The sequence below is a fragment of the Massilia forsythiae genome, from assembly GCF_012849555.1.
Lineage (GTDB): Bacteria > Pseudomonadota > Gammaproteobacteria > Burkholderiales > Burkholderiaceae_D > Telluria > Telluria forsythiae.
The window spans coordinates 3,659,561-3,674,653 of the sequence record NZ_CP051685.1 but is presented as its reverse complement, the minus strand read 5'-3'; the positions used below and the strand labels follow the sequence as shown (position 1 = coordinate 3,674,653).

The following is a 15,093-nucleotide window of genomic DNA, read 5'->3' as shown; positions in this document are numbered from 1 at the left end:
CACGCGCGCGGACGCGCTCAGATGCGGAAGCTTTCGCCACAGCCGCAGTTGTCCTTGACGTTCGGGTTGTTGAAGCGGAAGCCTTCGTTCAAGCCTTCGCGCGCGAAATCGAGTTCGGTGCCGTCGATGTAGGGCAGGCTCTTGGGATCAACGAACACCTTCACGCCGTGCGATTCGAAGATGTTGTCCTCGCCGCCCGGCTCGTCGACGTATTCCAGCTTGTAGGCCAGGCCGGAGCAGCCGGTGGTGCGCACACCGAAGCGCAGGCCGACACCCTTGCCCCGGCGCTCGAGGTAACGGGTGATGTGGCGTGCGGCTTTTTCTGTCAGTGTGATGGACATGAATTTTCTCCAACTTGGATACGTGTTACGCGGGGTGGACGGCGAAGCCGGCTAGGCGCCCCGTCCACCCCACGCATGCCGGTCAACGCATTACGCGTTTTCGGTCGCGTGCTTGGTCTTGTAGTCGGCCACGGCCGCCTTGATCGCATCCTCGGCCAGGATCGAGCAGTGGATCTTCACCGGCGGCAGCGCCAGTTCCTCGGCGATCTGGGTATTCTTGATGGCCAGCGCCTCGTCCAGGGTCTTGCCCTTCACCCATTCGGTGATCAGCGAGCTGGAGGCGATCGCCGAGCCGCAGCCGTAGGTCTTGAACTTCGCGTCTTCGATCAGGCCCTGGTCGTTCACCTTGATCTGCAGCTTCATCACGTCGCCGCAGGCCGGCGCGCCGACCATGCCGGTGCCGACGTCGTCGGCGTTCTTGTCGAAGGCGCCGACGTTGCGCGGGTTTTCGTAGTGGTCGAGAACTTTGTCCGAATATGCCATGGTAGTGCTCCTTGAATGCGTTACGTTGCTTGGTGCTGCGTGTCCGTGATCAGTGCGCGGCCCACTGGATCGAGCTGATGTCGATGCCGTCCTTGTGCATGTCCCACAGCGGCGACAGTTCGCGCAGCTTGCCGACTTTCGATTTCAGCAGCTCGACCGCGAAGTCGATGTCCGCCTCGGTGGTGAAGCGGCCGATCGTGAAGCGGATCGAGCTGTGCGCCAGTTCGTCGCTGCGGCCCAGGGCGCGCAGCACGTACGACGGTTCCAGCGAGGCCGAGGTGCAGGCCGAACCGGACGACACCGCCAGGTCCTTGACCGCCATGATCAGCGATTCGCCTTCGACGAAGTTGAAGCTGACGTTCAGGTTGTGCGGCACGCGATGCTGCATGTCGCCGTTGATGTAGACCTCTTCGATCTCCAGCAGGCCCTTGGCCAGGCGGTCGCGCAGCGCCTGCACGCGGGCGATCTCGCTGTCCATCTCTTCACGCGCGATGCGGAAGGCTTCCCCCATGCCGGCGATCTGGTGGGTCGGCAGCGTGCCCGAGCGCAGGCCGCGCTCGTGGCCGCCGCCGTGCATCTGCGCTTCCAGGCGCACGCGCGGCTTGCGGCGCACGTACAGGGCGCCGATGCCCTTCGGACCGTAGGTCTTGTGCGCGGTGAAGGTCATCAGGTCGACCTTCAGCTTGTCCAGGTCGATGTGCACCTTGCCGGTGGCTTGCGCGGCGTCGCTGTGGAAGATCACGCCCTTCTTGCGGCACAGTTCGCCGATCTCGGCGATCGGCTGGATCACGCCGATCTCGTTGTTGACGTACATGACCGAGACCAGGATGGTGTCCGGACGGATCGCCGCTTCCAGCTGCTCGAGCGAGATCAGGCCGTTGTCCTGCGGCTCCAGGTAGGTCGCCTCGAAGCCCTGGCGTTCCAGCTCGCGCACGGTGTCCAGCACGGCCTTGTGCTCGGTCTTGACCGTGATGATGTGCTTGCCCTTCGTTTTATAGAAGTGCGCGGCGCCCTTCAGGGCCAGGTTGTTCGATTCGGTCGCGCCCGAGGTCCAGATGATCTCGCGCGGATCGGCGCCGACCAGCGCCGCCACCTGCGCGCGCGCTTCCTCCACCGCCGCCTCGGCGCTCCAGCCGTAGGCGTGGCTGCGCGACGCCGGATTGCCGAACTGCTCGCGCAGGAACGGGATCATCTTGTCGGCCACGCGCGGATCGATCGGCGTGGTGGCCGAGTAATCCATGTAGATCGGAAAATGCGGTGCGGTGACGAAGCTCTGCTCGATTTTTTTGTCCAAAGGCGCGTTCATGTGTTCACTCCATCCGATGTGCTGCTCAATGTCGATGTACTGCTCAATGTTGGTTGCTGCTCGGTGTTCTGCGTTCTGCTTTTTGCTGCTGCTCGTTCAGTGCTGTCCGACGGCCGCCTGGCGGTGCATCACCACCACGTTCTGGTCCTTCTGCTTCTGCTGGTCGACCAGGTCCTGCAAGGTGACGGAGTCGAGGAAATCGACCATCTTCGCATTCAGGGTGGCCCACAGCTCGTGGGTCATGCATTGCGTGCCGCCCGCGCCGTCGGCACCGTGGCAATTGCCCTTGCCGCCGCACTGGGTGGCGTCGAGCGGCTCGTCGACGGCGATGATGATGTCGGCGACGGTCACCTTGGCGGCGCTGCGCGCCAGGCTGTAGCCGCCCCCCGGGCCGCGCACCGACTCGACGATCTCGTGCCGGCGCAGCTTGCCGAACAACTGCTCCAGGTAGGACAGCGAAATCGCCTGGCGCTGGCTGATGCCGGACAGCGTGACCGGACCGTTGCCCTGGCGCAGTGCCAGGTCGATCATCGCGGTTACAGCAAAACGGCCTTTGGTGGTCAGACGCATCACAACCCCGGGTTGGTTTCCAGACAGTGTTAAAATCTTGCCTTTATTCAATCAACCAAGTTCGTCTGCTCAACTGCTTGCGAGACATCTTGAATAACCTGATTAGTTGATCGATTTAGTCAAGTATAGCGCATCTGACGGGGTTTGTCTTGGACGGCCCAAAACTGCAGTAAGCGCCGAAAATTCGGGGTCAGAGCACTTTCAAAATCAATAGTCTCTGCGCCACTCCAGTATCGAGACAGCGGCTGGAGATACATGGCATCGTTCCTTTCTCCACACCGACGCGATGCGGCGTCACGCCGAATGGACCAGTCAATTTCCTTGGAAAGTGCTCTGACCCCGAATTTGACCCCGAATTTGTTGTCAGCGCTGGCGCAGGAGGTGCATCGGGCCGAACAGTTGCTGCATGCCCTGGTGGCGGATGAAGCTGAGGTTGTAGGGATGCTCGGCCTGGACGTGGGGAAAGCTGGCGCTTTCGGGGACGTTTTTCAGTTGCTCGGCGATCTTGCCCCACAAGACCAGGGTCGGCTTGGCAGCGCGCGCGGACAGGGCCGCGAACACGGCTTGCTGGAACGGCACCCAGGCGCGCGCGTCGACCACCGGCGCCACGTGCTTGCGGAACACCAGTGACGCGTTCAGCAGCAGGAAACCTTCGCCCAGCAGGTTGTCCTGCAGTGCGGCCAGGGTGCGGATGCTGCCGTCACCCTGCACGGCCGACCTGGCGATCGGCGCCAGCGCGGCGCCGCCGGTGTCGTCGGCCTGCAGGCGGCCGTCGGCCACCAGCAGCATCTTCATGAAATTGCGCAGCGAGGTGGCGCGGTTGACCGGCTTCGACAGGCCGGCTTCCGACCACAGTTCCCCCACCGCCCCGTCCATGAAGCAGACCCCGGTCGCGCTTTGCGCACGCGGATACGGCCCCTCCCCCACCAGCACGTAGCGCACCCGTTCCAGCGGCAGCGCGAAGGCGGCGAACAGGCGACCGTCGGTGGGCAGGTAATCGTCCACCGCCAGCGCCGGCAGGTAGTCGGGCGTGGCGCGCATCATCGCTTCCAGGCCCTGGCGCAGGGTCGCGTGCCAGGAAGGATCGGCCAGCTTCAGGGCGTCGAGAATGGCGGTAGGGATTGTGGTGTCAGGCATGAGATGAATAGAATTATCCAGATGACAAGACAGCGCAGATTGGTGCCGTGCCCGCCCTTCGCAAGTGCCTGTGTGCGGATTTTTCTTGTCGGGCAGCGGGCCAGCTGAGCCGCAGGGTCCGATGCCTACGGTATCGGTGGCGTGCGCATGGGTCCCCGCCTCCGCGGGAACGACGGCCTGGCTTTCCCGCCTCGACGATGAAGACGCGGCGATTACTCCGCATCCGGCTGGTTCGCCGGATGCGCCGCGACGAAGCCGGGCATCTCGATGCAGGCGGCATTGATGCGCCGGATGTTCGGGTACGGCGCCAGGTCGATGCCGTGGCGCTGGGCATTGTAGACCTGCGGCACCAGGCAGCAATCGGCGATGGTCGGGGTGTGGCCGTGGCACAGCGGGCCGGCGCTGGGGTCGCGGTCGAGGTGTTTTTCCAGCACCTCCAGCCCGTCCGTCAGCCAGTGGCGGTACCACTCGGTCTTCACCGCTTCGGACAAACCGAGGGTGTCGGTCAGGTAGCGCAGCACGCGCAGGTTGTTCACCGGGTGGATGTCGCAGGCGATGATCTGGGCCAGCTCGCGCACCCGCGCGCGTCCGCTGGCATCTTTCGGCATCAACGGCACCTTCGGGTACTCGTCGTCCAGGTATTCCAGGATCGCCATCGACTGCGTCAGCGTGATGTAGTCGTCCTGGAACGCCGGCACCAGGCCGCTCGGGTTGATCGCGGTGTACTGCGCCTGCAGCTGTTCGCCGCCGTCGCGCAGCAGGTGCACCGGAATCGCGTCGTACTGCAGCTCCTTCAGGTTCAGCGCAATGCGCACCCGGTAGGCGGCGGAGCTGCGGAAATACGTATAAAGCTTCATTCCCTTCTCCCTTGGTAGTGCGCGACCTGCTGGTCGATCGCGCCGAAAATGCTGGCCCCGGCCGCATCCTGCATCTCGATGCGCACCGTGTCGCCGAAGCGCAGGAACGGCGTCTGCGGCGCGCCCTGCTCGATGGTCTCGTACATGCGCAGCTCGGCCAGGCAGCAATAGCCGACGCCGCCGTTGGCGATGCTGGAACCGTGCAGGCCGCCCTGCTTGTTGGACACCGTGCCCGAGCCGATGATGGTGCCGGCCGCCAGTTCGCGCGTCCTGGCGGCGTGCGCCACCAGCCGGGCGAAGCTGAAGGTCATGTCCTCGCCGGCGTCCGGGCGCCCGAACGGCTGGCCGTTGAGGGTCACCAGCAGCGGCAGCTTGAGCTTGCTGTCCTGCCAGGCGGCGCCCAGCTCGTCCGGCGTCACCGCCACCGGAGAGAATGCGCTGGCCGGCTTCGACTGGAAGAAGCCGAAGCCCTTTTCCAGTTCCTTCGGGATCAGGTTGCGCAGCGAGACGTCGTTGACCAGCATGACCAGGCGGATCGCGCCGGCGGCCTGTTCCGGCGCCGCGCCCATCGGCACGTCGCCGGTCACCACCGCCACCTCGGCCTCCAGGTCGATGCCCCAGTCTTCGGATAGCGCCGCGATCGGGTCGCACGGGCCGACGAAGGAATCCGAACCGCCCTGGTACATCAGCGGGTCCTGGTAGAACGACGGCGGCACCGCGGCATTCCTGGCCTTGCGCACCAGTTCGACGTGGTTGATGTAGGCCGAGCCGTCGGCCCACTGGTAGGCGCGCGGCAGCGGCGAGGCGCAGTCGGACGCGCTGAACGGGACCGCGTCCGGCACGCCGCCGGCACGCGGTTGCCCGTTGAGCTGCTCGTAGACCTGCTGCAGGCGCGGCTGCACGCGGTCCCAGTCGTCCAGCGCGGCCTGCAGGGTGCGCGCGATGGCCGGCACGGCCTGGCAGATGCCCAGGTCGCGGCTGACCACGACCAGGGTGCCGTCGCGGCCGCCGGCTTTCAGGGAAGCGAGTTTCATGGCGTTTCCTTCGATTCTTGTTTTGAGTGCCGCCATTAAAATGCAAATCCGGCGATCGTACAAATCGTATTTTTCGGTGGGACGCGTCCGGCTTGCCGATGCCTCCATTGGGCCAGACGATCGCTCCTCTCGACCGTGCGCTTGCGAACACTGCGCACCACGCGCCCTTGCGAGGGCAAGCGAAAGGGCGGGCAAGGCAGCGGCCGCGCTAGAATGGGCTTTCGTCACCGCGAGCGCCGCCACCATGTCCCTGAACACCGTCGAGATCAACCAGCGCATGGACAAGTTCGACCGCCACGCCAGCGTCTGGCTGTTCGGCTACGGCTCCCTCATCTTCAAGGCCGATTTCCCCTTCCTGGAACGGCGCCCGGCGCACATCGCCGGCTGGACGCGCCGCTTCTGGCAGGGTTCGCACGACCACCGCGGCACGCACAGCGCGCCGGGACGCGTGGTGACACTGGTGCCGGAGCCGGGCGCGCTGTGCCACGGCATGGCCTACCTGGTCACGCCGGACGCGTTCGCGCACCTGGATTACCGCGAAAAGAACGGCTACCTGCGCCTGGCGACCGACATCCGGTTCGAGGACGGCGCCAGCATCGAAGGCCTGGTGTATATCGCCACCCACGAGAACGCCGCCTACCTGGGACCGGCCAGCGAGCGCGACATCGCGCGCCAGATCGCCGCCGCCAGCGGCCCGAGCGGCCCGAACGTCGACTACCTGCTGGAACTGGCCGGCGCGCTGCGCGAACTGGGCAAGTTCGATCCGCACGTGTTCGAGATCGAGCGCCACTTGGCCGCGTTCAAGCCCTGACGGCGCGTTCGGGTGCGCGCACGCGCACGCGCACGGCCGCCGGATTGCGCGGTTTGTGGTCTAATTGCCAAGCCACCCGGCAGCCCCCGCACACCCGCAGACCACAGCCCAGGAGAACACGATGCAGCAGCAGCCACCGACCAGCCCGGCCCAGCGCCCCGAACTCGACGAGGACACGCTCGCCTTCGTGCGCCGCGTGTTCGGCCTGGTGCGCGCCGGCGAAGCCGTCGAGCTCTCCAGCCTGCTGGAGCGCGGCCTGCCGCGCAACCTGCGCAACGAGCGCGGCGACAGCCTGCTGATGCTGGCCTGCTACCACGGCCATTTCGACGCCGCCAAGACCCTGCTGGAACATGGCGCCGACCCGGAAGTGCAGAACGACGCCGGCCAGACCCCGCTCGCCGGCGTGGCCTTCAAGGGCGACCTGCCGATCGCCACCCTGCTGCTCGACCACGGCGCCCAGGTCGACAACGCCGGCCCCAACGGCAAGACCGCGCTGATGTTCGCCGCCATGTTCAACCGCGTCGACATCGCGCAGTTGCTGCTGGCGCGCGGTGCCGACCCGCTGCGCCCGGACGCCGACGGCAACACCATCCTCGACGCCGCCCGCAAGATGGGCGCGCACGACACCGCCGAGCTGCTGGCCTCGGCCACCGGCGCCGCCTGAGCGGCTGGCGAAACACGCTGCCATTGTAGGGTGGACGGCTTCGCCCGCGCCTGTGGCATGGTGACGGCCCATGCGCCGTCCACGCGTCCAACCACCATCCGCGCCGCCGATCAAGGCGCGCCACCCACCTCGAAAATCGTCATATTCACGCGTTGCCCGCCGCATCCAGGTAACGCGGCATCACCGCCTGCGTCAACCACACCCCATTGTCCGACCGGTAGAACACCAAGCCATCCGCGCGCATGCGCCGCGCATCCACCCGCAGCACCACCGGAAACCCGTGGCGCGCCCCCACGGTCCTGGCCGTGGCCGCATCGGCCGACAAATGCACGTGCTGCCGCCCCGACGCCTTCAGGCCGGACACCAGGATCGACTTCAGGAAGCGGCTGGCGGTGCCGTGGTACAGCACGGCGGGCGGCTCGGCGGCGACCAGCCCCAGGTCGACCGCGACCGAGTGCCCCTGGCTGGCGCGGATGCGGCTGCCGTCCGCGCTGAAGGCGAAGCGCTGCTTGTCGTTGCCGGCCACCACGCGCTGCAGCAGGTCGCGGTCGACCGCATGCCCGCCGGCGGCCAGGCGCGCCAGCAGTTCGTCGACGCCGGTCCAGCCGTTGGCGTCGAGCGCGATGCCGATGCTGTCCGGCCGGTGGCGCAGGACGTAACTGAGGAGCTTGCTGGTGGCGACGATGGGATCGGGTGACATGGACAATGGCTGCATCGGGACGATGCGTCCATGATACGGCAGCGCGCGTTATGCCTGCTGCTGGCCGGCGCCGGCCTGTCCGTCGATCTCGGCCGCGGCGCGCGCCAGGATCGCGGCGATGCGGCGCTGCTCGTCCTCGCCGGCATCCCCGCACGCGTGCAGGGCGTGCTTGAGCGCGTGGCGCGCATCATGGAATTCGCTCACCCAGCCGCCGCGCCTGCCTTCGCCGGCCGGATCGCCCGCGCCCTCCTCGCCGGAGAGCGCGCTGCGCATGCGCGCCATCTTGTCGGCGGCCTGCTGCAGCTTGGCCAGCATGGCGTCGGCGCGCTCGCGGTTGGCTTCCAGGTGCGCGCGGCCCTCGTCCGAAGGCGCATAGCGCTTGCGGTTGCCCTCCTGCTCGATGGTCACGTGGCCCTGGTCTTCCATGCAGGCCAGCGCCGGATACATCATGCCCGGGCTGGGCACGTAGAAGCCGTTCGAGCGCGCTTCCAGTTCCTTGATCAGCTCGTAGCCGTGGCCGGGGCGCTCGGCGATCAGCGCCAGCAGCAGCAATTGCAGGTCGTCCGAGGACAGCTTGCGTCCGCGCGGCATGCCTCCGTCGTCGTCGAAGCCGAAACCGCCGCGCCCGCCGCCGCGTCCCGGACGGCCGCCGCGCCCGCCGCCGTGGCCGTGGCCGTGCGCATGGCGGCCTTCGCCGTGGGTGCCGGGTCCGTCGCCATGGCCGCCGTGGCGTCCGGCGAACCCGGCCGGTCCGTGCTGGCGGTCGCCATGTGCCTGATGGTCGTGGCAATGATCGTGGTGATGGTGGTGATGCATGACATTTCTCCTTTATATCTTACGATACATCTTAAGATAATCGTGAAGATTGATAGAGTCAAGCATTTTTCGATGATCATGCCTTTGTCCCGGTCATGGACAGTACCCTCGTTCCCATGCGCTACACTGGTGCCGCTCGTGTCCGCCCCTTGGGCGGCGGATGGCAATTGCTGACGGAGAATGCGATGACGATGGAATGGCCGCGCCTGGTCTCGACGATGCGCCTGGGCCGCGAGGACGACCGCGGCGAGGATGCCAGCCGCACCGGCTACATGCGCGACTGGGACCGGGTGGTGTATTCGAGCGCGTTCCGGCGCATGCAAGACAAGACGCAGGTGTTTCCGCTGTCCGACAACGATTACGTGCGCACGCGCCTGACGCACAGCATCGAAGTGTCTTCGGTCGGCCGCTCGCTCGGCATGCTGTGCGGCGAGTTCATCCTGCGCAAGGAAGCGGCGCTGACGATGGCGCCGCAAGATTTCGGCAGCATCGTGGCGGCGGCCTGCCTGGCGCACGACATCGGCAACCCGCCCTTCGGCCATTCGGGCGAGGCGGCGATCCAGTCGTGGTTCTCCGACCACCGCGCGCGCTGGCTGGACGGCCTGTCGGAGCGCGAGCGCCAGGATTTCCTGCGCTTCGAAGGCAATGCCCAGGGCTTCCGCCTGATCACGCGCCTGCAGAACGCGGTCGACCACGGCGGCTTCCAGCTCACCTGCGCGGTGCTGGCGGCGTTCGCCAAGTACCCGCGCGCGTCCGACCTGCCGGCCGACAAGGGCAGGATCAGCGAAAAGAAATTCGGTTATTTTGCCCACGATGCGGACAACTTCGCGCGCGTCGCCTTGCAGACCGGCCTGCTGCAGAAAGCGCCCGGCGCCTGGGCGCGCCACCCGCTCGCTTTCGTGATGGAAGCCGCCGACGACATTTGCTACGGCATCGTCGATCTGGAGGACGGCCACCGGCTGGCGCGCGTGTCGTTCGAGCAGGCCCATGCGCTGCTATGGCCGATCGCCTTTCCCGACGGCCAGCAAGCCAGCGCCTCGTACCGCCAGCTCGACGACGACGAGGGCCGCATCGAATACCTGCGCGCCCGCGCCATCGGTAACCTGGTGCGCGCCGCGCTGGCGGTGTTCGAGGAACACTACGACGCCATCATGGCCGGGCGCTTCGAGCACGACCTGGCCGGACGCTCGCGCTTCGCGCCCCAATTGAAGGAGATCGCGGCGCTGTCGCGCGAGCGCATCTACGCCACGCCGTCGGTATTGCAGATCGAAGCGGCCGGCTTCGAGATCCTGGGCGGCCTGCTGGAAAAGATCGTGCCGGCGCTGGCGACGCCCGTCGACGAGCGCTCGCCGGTGCACCGGAAGATCGTCCAGATCGTTCCCAGGCAATTCACCCGCGGTACCTCTGCCTACGAACGCCTGCTGGGCGCCACCGATTTCATCTCGAGCATGACGGACACCTACGCGCTCAAGCTGTTCCGGCGCCTGAACGGGATCGAGCTGCCGGGGACGATGGTGTGAGCCGCGCCACCGCGGCTGTCCGTCAGGCGGGCGGCCGGGCGTCCAGCACGCCCATCACCTGCGCGGCGCGCTCCTCGACACTGCCGCGCACGATCGTGTAGGGAATACCGCGCGCTTCCAGGTCCTGCAGCACCAGGCGCTGGATGCGGCCGCGCCAGGCTTCGTTCTCACGCACTTCCTGCTCTTCGTACGGGATGTCGTCGGCGCAGACGAAGGTGTGGGCGTAGCGCGCGGCGCACTCGTCGGCGCAGCGCAGCAATTCGGCCGGCGCCGGCGGCGTCACCTGGCCGAACTGCAATCCGAGCAGCAGCGTGGTCAGCGCATTGGTGTCGACGAACAGCCAGCGCCGCGCCCGCTGCATCGCTTCGTCCTCGGCCTGGCGGTGCTTGAGCGCGATGTCGACATAGTCGTCGGCGTCCAGCTTTCCCTGTTTCTGTTCCCAGATGAAACGGCCGATTTCCGGTACCGACACGCTGTCGTAGACGCGCGCCAGGTATTCGGCCAGGGTCGACTTGCCGGTCGATTCGGCGCCGACGAAGACCACGCGCTGCGCTGCGGACTGCGCCGCGGCGGGCGGCCCGGACCCAGGCCAGGCTGCCTCCCTCGCCTGCTGCTCTTGCTGCGCCTGTTGCTCCTGCTGCCTCTGTTGTGACGGTTGTGCGGCTTGGCGCTGTTGTCCTGCCTGCTGCTCACCCGATTCCCGCTGCTTTCCTGGCGCTTGCTCCTTTGCCGCCCGTTGCTGTCCCGCCCGCTGCGCGTGCTCCACCGCGCTGCCCTGCTCCGCCATCTTTGTTCTCGTTATTGAAGAAATGGAAAGGCGCCATCGTAGCCGACCACCGCTGCCCGCACAACCCGGCCCGCGTGCGGCCCTGTCTCCCATTCATGCAAGCCGTAAAATCTTTATTTAAGATAACAAACAGGCAAGACACGCCGGGCCGCATCCGGCGTGTCGACAGCAACTTCTCGTCCGAGCCAAATCACTCGGGCCAACGCATACCTTGCTACAAAGGATCGCCAATGACGCACCTGGATGCCGGCGCCTACCTGCTGCGCCCCTTCGTTCCCGACGACGCGCCCGCCTTTGCCGCCGCGGTACGCGAATCGGTGTCCAGCGTCGGTCGCTGGATGGATTGGGCGCACGCCGGATTCAGCGAGCAGAATGCGCTGGACTGGTTCGCCGCCTGCGACGCCGGCCGCGCCGACGGCAGCAGCCATGAATTCGCCATCGTCAGCAAGGTCGAACGACGCCTGGTCGGCGGCGCCGGCCTGAACAAGTTCATCCAGCTGCACGCATTCTGCAACCTCGGCTACTGGGTCCGCACCAGCGCCCAGCGCCAGGGCGCGGCCAGCGCCGCCGTCGCGGCACTGGCGCGCCACGCATTCCAGTCACTCGGACAAGCGCGCGTCGAGATCGTCGTTGCGGACGGCAACGCCGCCAGCCTGGCCGTGGCGCGCCGCTCGGGTGCGCAGCACGAGTGCCTGGCGCGCCGCCGCCTGCAACTGCGCGGCCGTGCGGTCGATGCGCACATGTTCGCCTTGATTCCCGAGGACTTCCCCGATCTCCCTACGCACATCGCTGCGCTGCGCTGCGCTCCCGGGCACACGCGCTCGCCGGCTTGACTACACCGCGGCGGGCCTGGGCATTTGCCGTTCGGGCCGCCAGCGGATGCCGTCAGAACAAGTCCATCTGCGCCGCCTCGGCGATGGTCTGCTTGGCTGTTTTCGGCACCACCACCGGCCGCCGGAATTGCTCACCGTCCAGCTTGTTGAAACGGCTGGTATAGCCATCCAGCCCGAGGCGCTTGACGGCCTTGGTGAAGCGCTGGCGGATCAGGTCGGCCCAGACGCCCTCGCCCGTCATGCGCTTGCCGAAGTCGCTGTCGTACTCCTTACCGCCGCGCATGTCGCGGATGCGGTTCAGCACGCGCTGGGCGCGGTCCGGGAAGTGGGTTTGCAGCCATTGCTGGAACAGCGGGTTGACTTCCCACGGCATGCGCAGCACCGTGTAGTGGGCGCCGACGGCGCCGGCATCCCTGGCCGCTTCCAGGATGCGCTCGATTTCCGGTTCGGTGACGAAGGGGATGATCGGCGCCACGCTGACGCTGACCGGGATGCCGGCCTCGGTCAGCGTGCGGATGGCGCGCAGGCGCCGCGCCGGCGCCGCCGCGCGCGGCTCCAGCGTGCGCGCGATCTCGCCGTCCAGCGTGGTGAGCGTGATGGCGGCGCAGGCCAGGCCCTGCTCGGCCATCGGCGCGATCAGGTCGATGTCGCGCTCAATCAGGGCCGACTTGGTGATCAGGCCGTACGGATGGCGGCACTCGGCCAGCACTTCCAGCACCTCGCGTGTGATGCGCTTGTTCCGTTCGCAGGGTTGATAAGCGTCGGTGTTGACGCCGATGGCGATGTTGTGCGGCACGTAGCCGGGACGCGCCAGTTCCTGGCGCAGCAAATCGGCCGCGTTGACCTTGGCGAACAGCTTGCTTTCGAAATCGAGGCCGGGCGACAGGCCGAGGTAGCCGTGCGACGGCCGGGCGTAGCAATAGATGCAGCCGTGCTCGCAGCCCCGATACGGATTCAGCGACACGCCGAATGGGATGTCGGGAGAGCTGTTACGCGACAGGATCGAGCGCGCGATCTCGTCGGTCACGACGGTCTTGAGCGACGCGGCCTGGTCCTGGTGCTGGTCCCGAGCAGGCACCTGGCCGCGCGGCTGCGCCGGCGCCTGGACCGGTATCGTCCAGCCATCGTCGAAGCGCTCGCGGCCGTGCACCTCGAAGCGGCTCTGGATATTGGTGACGGCCCCGCGGCCCTTGATGGGCAGGTCGGGATGCAGGTCCAGCGCGAGGTTGGCGCCGCGGGCGCCGGCGCTGCGCAGCGCGGCTTCGGGCATGGCCGTGTCGGGCACGCGCGACACCGACCTGGCGACCGATCCGGACACCATGGCCGGCATGGCGGACCTGGCCGGCTTGGCAACCGGTTTCTTCGCTACCGGTTTCGGTGACTTGTCCGGCAAAAATGGCAACATCGCTTGCTCGTCAGGCAAGCTTACGCTCGTATTTTGACTGTCCACCACAGCGCCCCTTAAGTACTGTATGTTTATACAGTATAGTACGCCGATGCGAAGCGGGGTTCAAGCGCGGAATTGGGCGGCTTGTTGTTGCACAAATCCGTCGAATGCCGCCAGCAGCGGGCGGTAGCGCGCCGGCGCGCCTTCCAGCTGCGCCAGCGCGTGCACCGCGGCTTCCAGCGTCGACAGCTGGTGCGGCGCATGCGCCTTGCGGATTAGGTAGGCGGACGGCGGCGCGGCCTGCAACGCCAGGCGCGGCAGCCATTGCAGGGCCGGATTCAGGTAGAGCATCTTGCGGCTCTTGCGCCAGGTGGCGTCCAGCAGCACCAGTCGCAACGCCGCCGGCTGCGCATCCGGCACGGCATCATCCGGCGCAGTGACGCCCGGCGTGGCGACGCCCGGCGTGGCGACGCCCGGCGTGGCGACGCCCGGCGTCTCCGGATACAGCAGCAGCGGCGTGCGTCCGCCGCCATGCAGCAGCGTTTCCAGGTCGCCCGGTGCGAACGCCTCGCCGACGACGATGCGGCTGCTCTCCGGCAGGCACAGGTGCAGCAGGCGCGCGCTGTTCTTGGCGTTACGCACTTCGAGCGGATGCTGCAGGATCAGCAGCTCGACGCTGCTTGCCACCGGCGCCGCCCAGCGGCAGATACAGGCGCTTTGCGCGCGCAGGCAGGCGCCGCATTCGGGGCGGCGCGAAGGAAGAGGATCGGTCATGGACGGCGATTGTACGCCGCCCCAACGCAATGCGGCCGCCCTTAGAACCTATCTCAGTAGGCAGGGGGAAGCAAATGGTGATGCATGGCGAGCCATGCAAGGACGAGCAACGCAGCACCTGTTTGTCAGGCGCACCAGTAGCGACTCCGGACTACTGAGATAGGTTCTTACATGCTGCCGACCCGGCGTCCCGGCGGCGGCGCCTCTGCCGCCAGTTCCGGCGCCAGCTGCGGCGCGTCCGCCAGCGCCGGTTGCTCCGCATCGTGGCGCAGCGTCTTGAGGGCGCGGCTCCAGGCCACTACCTGGTCCAGCAGGGTGTCGAGGGCTTGCTCGTGATGCTCGCGCGGCTTGAAGGCGTGCTCCTGCCAGTCGTCGCGCAGGGTCAGCATCACCTGGGCGCGCACGTCGGCCACCATCAGTTCGCCCATCACCAGGCGCAGGCTCTCGACCGCGCGCGCGCCGCCGATGCTGCCGTAGGAGACGAAGCCGGCCGCCTTGTCGTTCCATTCCTTAAACAGGAAGTCGATGGCGTTCTTCAGCGCGCCCGAGGTGCCGTGGTTGTACTCGGGCGTGACGAACACGAAGCCGTCGAACCCGGCGATCTTGGCCGACCACACCTTGGTGTGCGGCTGCGTGTATTGCCCCATCGACGGCGGCACCGGCTCGTCCAGCAGCGGCAGCTTGTATTCCTGGATGTCCACCAGTTCGAACACGGCGTCGCCGCGCATGCCGGCCACGTCCAGCACCCAGTTGGCCACATCCAGTGCGCGGCGTCCCGGGCGGGTGCTGCCGGCGATGACTCCGATCTTGATCATGTCGTTCTCCGATGTTGGTATTTCGTTATGACCATTCTAACGGGACGACGGCGTTGCTAGCGTTCGATTAGGATCGGTATAGGGGCCATGGTGGCTCAGTATGGGTCCCCGCCTTCGCGCACTGCTGTCCAAGATAATCGTTATCTCTGCTTTAACCCATAGCTCGTCGTCCCCGCGCAGGCGGGGCCCCATACTGAGCAACAGAATTCGTTACCATTGAAGCAACTGGAATATGTCAGAAATACCAATCGTGGATGC

17 protein-coding genes are annotated in these 15,093 nt (G+C 66.8%); 4 read left to right on the top strand and 13 right to left on the bottom strand.

The genetic code is table 11. The features are described 5' to 3' along the window. Positions 1-17: 17 nt before the first annotated feature. From iscA to HH212_RS15720, 7 genes are all read right to left on the bottom strand, one after another. Positions 18-341 carry an iron-sulfur cluster assembly protein IscA gene (gene iscA, locus HH212_RS15750; RefSeq protein WP_170203331.1) on the bottom strand — a complete coding sequence of 108 codons (324 nt, stop codon included), beginning with the start codon at positions 339-341 and terminating at the stop codon, positions 18-20. A gap of 90 nt (positions 342-431) precedes the next feature. Next, positions 432-824: a Fe-S cluster assembly scaffold IscU gene (iscU, locus tag HH212_RS15745; protein WP_170203330.1), complete on the bottom strand. Its 393-nt coding sequence runs from the start codon at positions 822-824 to the stop codon at positions 432-434. Positions 825-873: 49 nt separating this feature from the next. Then, the gene (locus HH212_RS15740) at positions 874-2,130 is read right to left on the bottom strand and encodes an IscS subfamily cysteine desulfurase (RefSeq protein WP_170203329.1); all 1,257 of its coding nucleotides are present in this window, start codon (positions 2,128-2,130) and stop codon (positions 874-876) included. A 96-nt stretch (positions 2,131-2,226) separates the two neighbouring features. Further along, positions 2,227-2,700, bottom strand: coding sequence for a Fe-S cluster assembly transcriptional regulator IscR (gene iscR / locus HH212_RS15735; RefSeq protein WP_170203328.1), 474 nt, complete (start codon positions 2,698-2,700; stop codon positions 2,227-2,229). Between the two features lie 363 nt (positions 2,701-3,063). Continuing rightward, positions 3,064-3,837 (bottom strand): uracil-DNA glycosylase family protein, encoded by a 774-nt coding sequence (locus HH212_RS15730; RefSeq protein ID WP_170203327.1) that lies wholly within the window; start codon positions 3,835-3,837, stop codon positions 3,064-3,066. Positions 3,838-4,049: 212 nt separating this feature from the next. Further along, on the bottom strand, positions 4,050-4,694 hold the full coding sequence (maiA, locus tag HH212_RS15725) for a maleylacetoacetate isomerase (protein WP_170203326.1): 645 nt from the start codon (positions 4,692-4,694) through the stop codon (positions 4,050-4,052). Continuing rightward, a complete protein-coding gene (locus HH212_RS15720; protein WP_170203325.1) occupies positions 4,691-5,728 on the bottom strand; it encodes a fumarylacetoacetate hydrolase family protein in 1,038 nt (345 codons plus the stop codon). Before HH212_RS15720 ends, maiA begins: the two co-directional genes overlap by 4 nt. Before the next feature lie 244 nt (positions 5,729-5,972). Here HH212_RS15720 and HH212_RS15715 point away from each other — a divergent pair, with 244 nt between their 5' ends. Continuing rightward, on the top strand, positions 5,973-6,539 hold the full coding sequence (locus HH212_RS15715) for a gamma-glutamylcyclotransferase (protein ID WP_170203324.1): 567 nt from the start codon (positions 5,973-5,975) through the stop codon (positions 6,537-6,539). A gap of 121 nt (positions 6,540-6,660) precedes the next feature. Further along, a complete protein-coding gene (locus HH212_RS15710) occupies positions 6,661-7,203 on the top strand; it encodes an ankyrin repeat domain-containing protein (protein ID WP_170203323.1) in 543 nt (180 codons plus the stop codon). Between the two features lie 145 nt (positions 7,204-7,348). On the opposite strand, the gene HH212_RS15705 is transcribed toward HH212_RS15710, so the two are convergent. Continuing rightward, positions 7,349-7,903 (bottom strand): RNA 2'-phosphotransferase, encoded by a 555-nt coding sequence (locus HH212_RS15705; protein WP_170203322.1) that lies wholly within the window; start codon positions 7,901-7,903, stop codon positions 7,349-7,351. 48 nt (positions 7,904-7,951) lie between these two features. Continuing rightward, positions 7,952-8,719, bottom strand: coding sequence for a PadR family transcriptional regulator (locus tag HH212_RS15700; RefSeq protein ID WP_170203321.1), 768 nt, complete (start codon positions 8,717-8,719; stop codon positions 7,952-7,954). Positions 8,720-8,904: 185 nt separating this feature from the next. Here HH212_RS15700 and HH212_RS15695 point away from each other — a divergent pair, with 185 nt between their 5' ends. Next, a complete protein-coding gene (locus tag HH212_RS15695) occupies positions 8,905-10,239 on the top strand; it encodes a deoxyguanosinetriphosphate triphosphohydrolase (protein ID WP_170203320.1) in 1,335 nt (444 codons plus the stop codon). A 22-nt stretch (positions 10,240-10,261) separates the two neighbouring features. Here the strand turns inward: HH212_RS15695 and HH212_RS15690 are convergent, their stop codons facing one another. After that, a complete protein-coding gene (locus tag HH212_RS15690; RefSeq protein WP_229217304.1) occupies positions 10,262-10,783 on the bottom strand; it encodes an AAA family ATPase in 522 nt (173 codons plus the stop codon). Between the two features lie 473 nt (positions 10,784-11,256). On the opposite strand from HH212_RS15690, the gene HH212_RS15685 reads away from it, so the two are divergent. Continuing rightward, positions 11,257-11,859 (top strand): GNAT family N-acetyltransferase, encoded by a 603-nt coding sequence (locus tag HH212_RS15685; RefSeq protein WP_170203318.1) that lies wholly within the window; start codon positions 11,257-11,259, stop codon positions 11,857-11,859. 52 nt (positions 11,860-11,911) lie between these two features. Here the strand turns inward: HH212_RS15685 and HH212_RS15680 are convergent, their stop codons facing one another. The 3 genes from HH212_RS15680 to HH212_RS15670 form a co-directional block, all read right to left on the bottom strand. Continuing rightward, positions 11,912-13,264 (bottom strand): PA0069 family radical SAM protein, encoded by a 1,353-nt coding sequence (locus HH212_RS15680; protein ID WP_229217303.1) that lies wholly within the window; start codon positions 13,262-13,264, stop codon positions 11,912-11,914. Between the two features lie 105 nt (positions 13,265-13,369). Next, positions 13,370-14,020: a tRNA-uridine aminocarboxypropyltransferase gene (locus tag HH212_RS15675; protein WP_170203317.1), complete on the bottom strand. Its 651-nt coding sequence runs from the start codon at positions 14,018-14,020 to the stop codon at positions 13,370-13,372. A gap of 167 nt (positions 14,021-14,187) precedes the next feature. After that, positions 14,188-14,835, bottom strand: a complete 648-nt coding sequence (locus tag HH212_RS15670; RefSeq protein ID WP_170203316.1) for an NADPH-dependent FMN reductase — start codon at positions 14,833-14,835, stop codon at positions 14,188-14,190. Positions 14,836-15,093 lie beyond the last annotated feature (258 nt).

Coding starts and splice junctions, on each gene's coding strand:
- iscA (WP_170203331.1), bottom strand. CDS start 341: ATGTCCATCACACTGACAGAAAAAGCCGCACGCCACATCACCCGTTAC.
- iscU (WP_170203330.1), bottom strand. CDS start 824: ATGGCATATTCGGACAAAGTTCTCGACCACTACGAAAACCCGCGCAAC.
- HH212_RS15740 (WP_170203329.1), bottom strand. CDS start 2,130: ATGAACGCGCCTTTGGACAAAAAAATCGAGCAGAGCTTCGTCACCGCA.
- iscR (WP_170203328.1), bottom strand. CDS start 2,700: ATGCGTCTGACCACCAAAGGCCGTTTTGCTGTAACCGCGATGATCGAC.
- HH212_RS15730 (WP_170203327.1), bottom strand. CDS start 3,837: ATGCCTGACACCACAATCCCTACCGCCATTCTCGACGCCCTGAAGCTG.
- maiA (WP_170203326.1), bottom strand. CDS start 4,694: ATGAAGCTTTATACGTATTTCCGCAGCTCCGCCGCCTACCGGGTGCGC.
- HH212_RS15720 (WP_170203325.1), bottom strand. CDS start 5,728: ATGAAACTCGCTTCCCTGAAAGCCGGCGGCCGCGACGGCACCCTGGTC.
- HH212_RS15715 (WP_170203324.1), top strand. CDS start 5,973: ATGTCCCTGAACACCGTCGAGATCAACCAGCGCATGGACAAGTTCGAC.
- HH212_RS15710 (WP_170203323.1), top strand. CDS start 6,661: ATGCAGCAGCAGCCACCGACCAGCCCGGCCCAGCGCCCCGAACTCGAC.
- HH212_RS15705 (WP_170203322.1), bottom strand. CDS start 7,903: ATGTCACCCGATCCCATCGTCGCCACCAGCAAGCTCCTCAGTTACGTC.
- HH212_RS15700 (WP_170203321.1), bottom strand. CDS start 8,719: ATGCATCACCACCATCACCACGATCATTGCCACGACCATCAGGCACAT.
- HH212_RS15695 (WP_170203320.1), top strand. CDS start 8,905: ATGACGATGGAATGGCCGCGCCTGGTCTCGACGATGCGCCTGGGCCGC.
- HH212_RS15685 (WP_170203318.1), top strand. CDS start 11,257: ATGACGCACCTGGATGCCGGCGCCTACCTGCTGCGCCCCTTCGTTCCC.
- HH212_RS15680 (WP_229217303.1), bottom strand. CDS start 13,264: ATGTTGCCATTTTTGCCGGACAAGTCACCGAAACCGGTAGCGAAGAAA.
- HH212_RS15675 (WP_170203317.1), bottom strand. CDS start 14,020: ATGACCGATCCTCTTCCTTCGCGCCGCCCCGAATGCGGCGCCTGCCTG.
- HH212_RS15670 (WP_170203316.1), bottom strand. CDS start 14,835: ATGATCAAGATCGGAGTCATCGCCGGCAGCACCCGCCCGGGACGCCGC.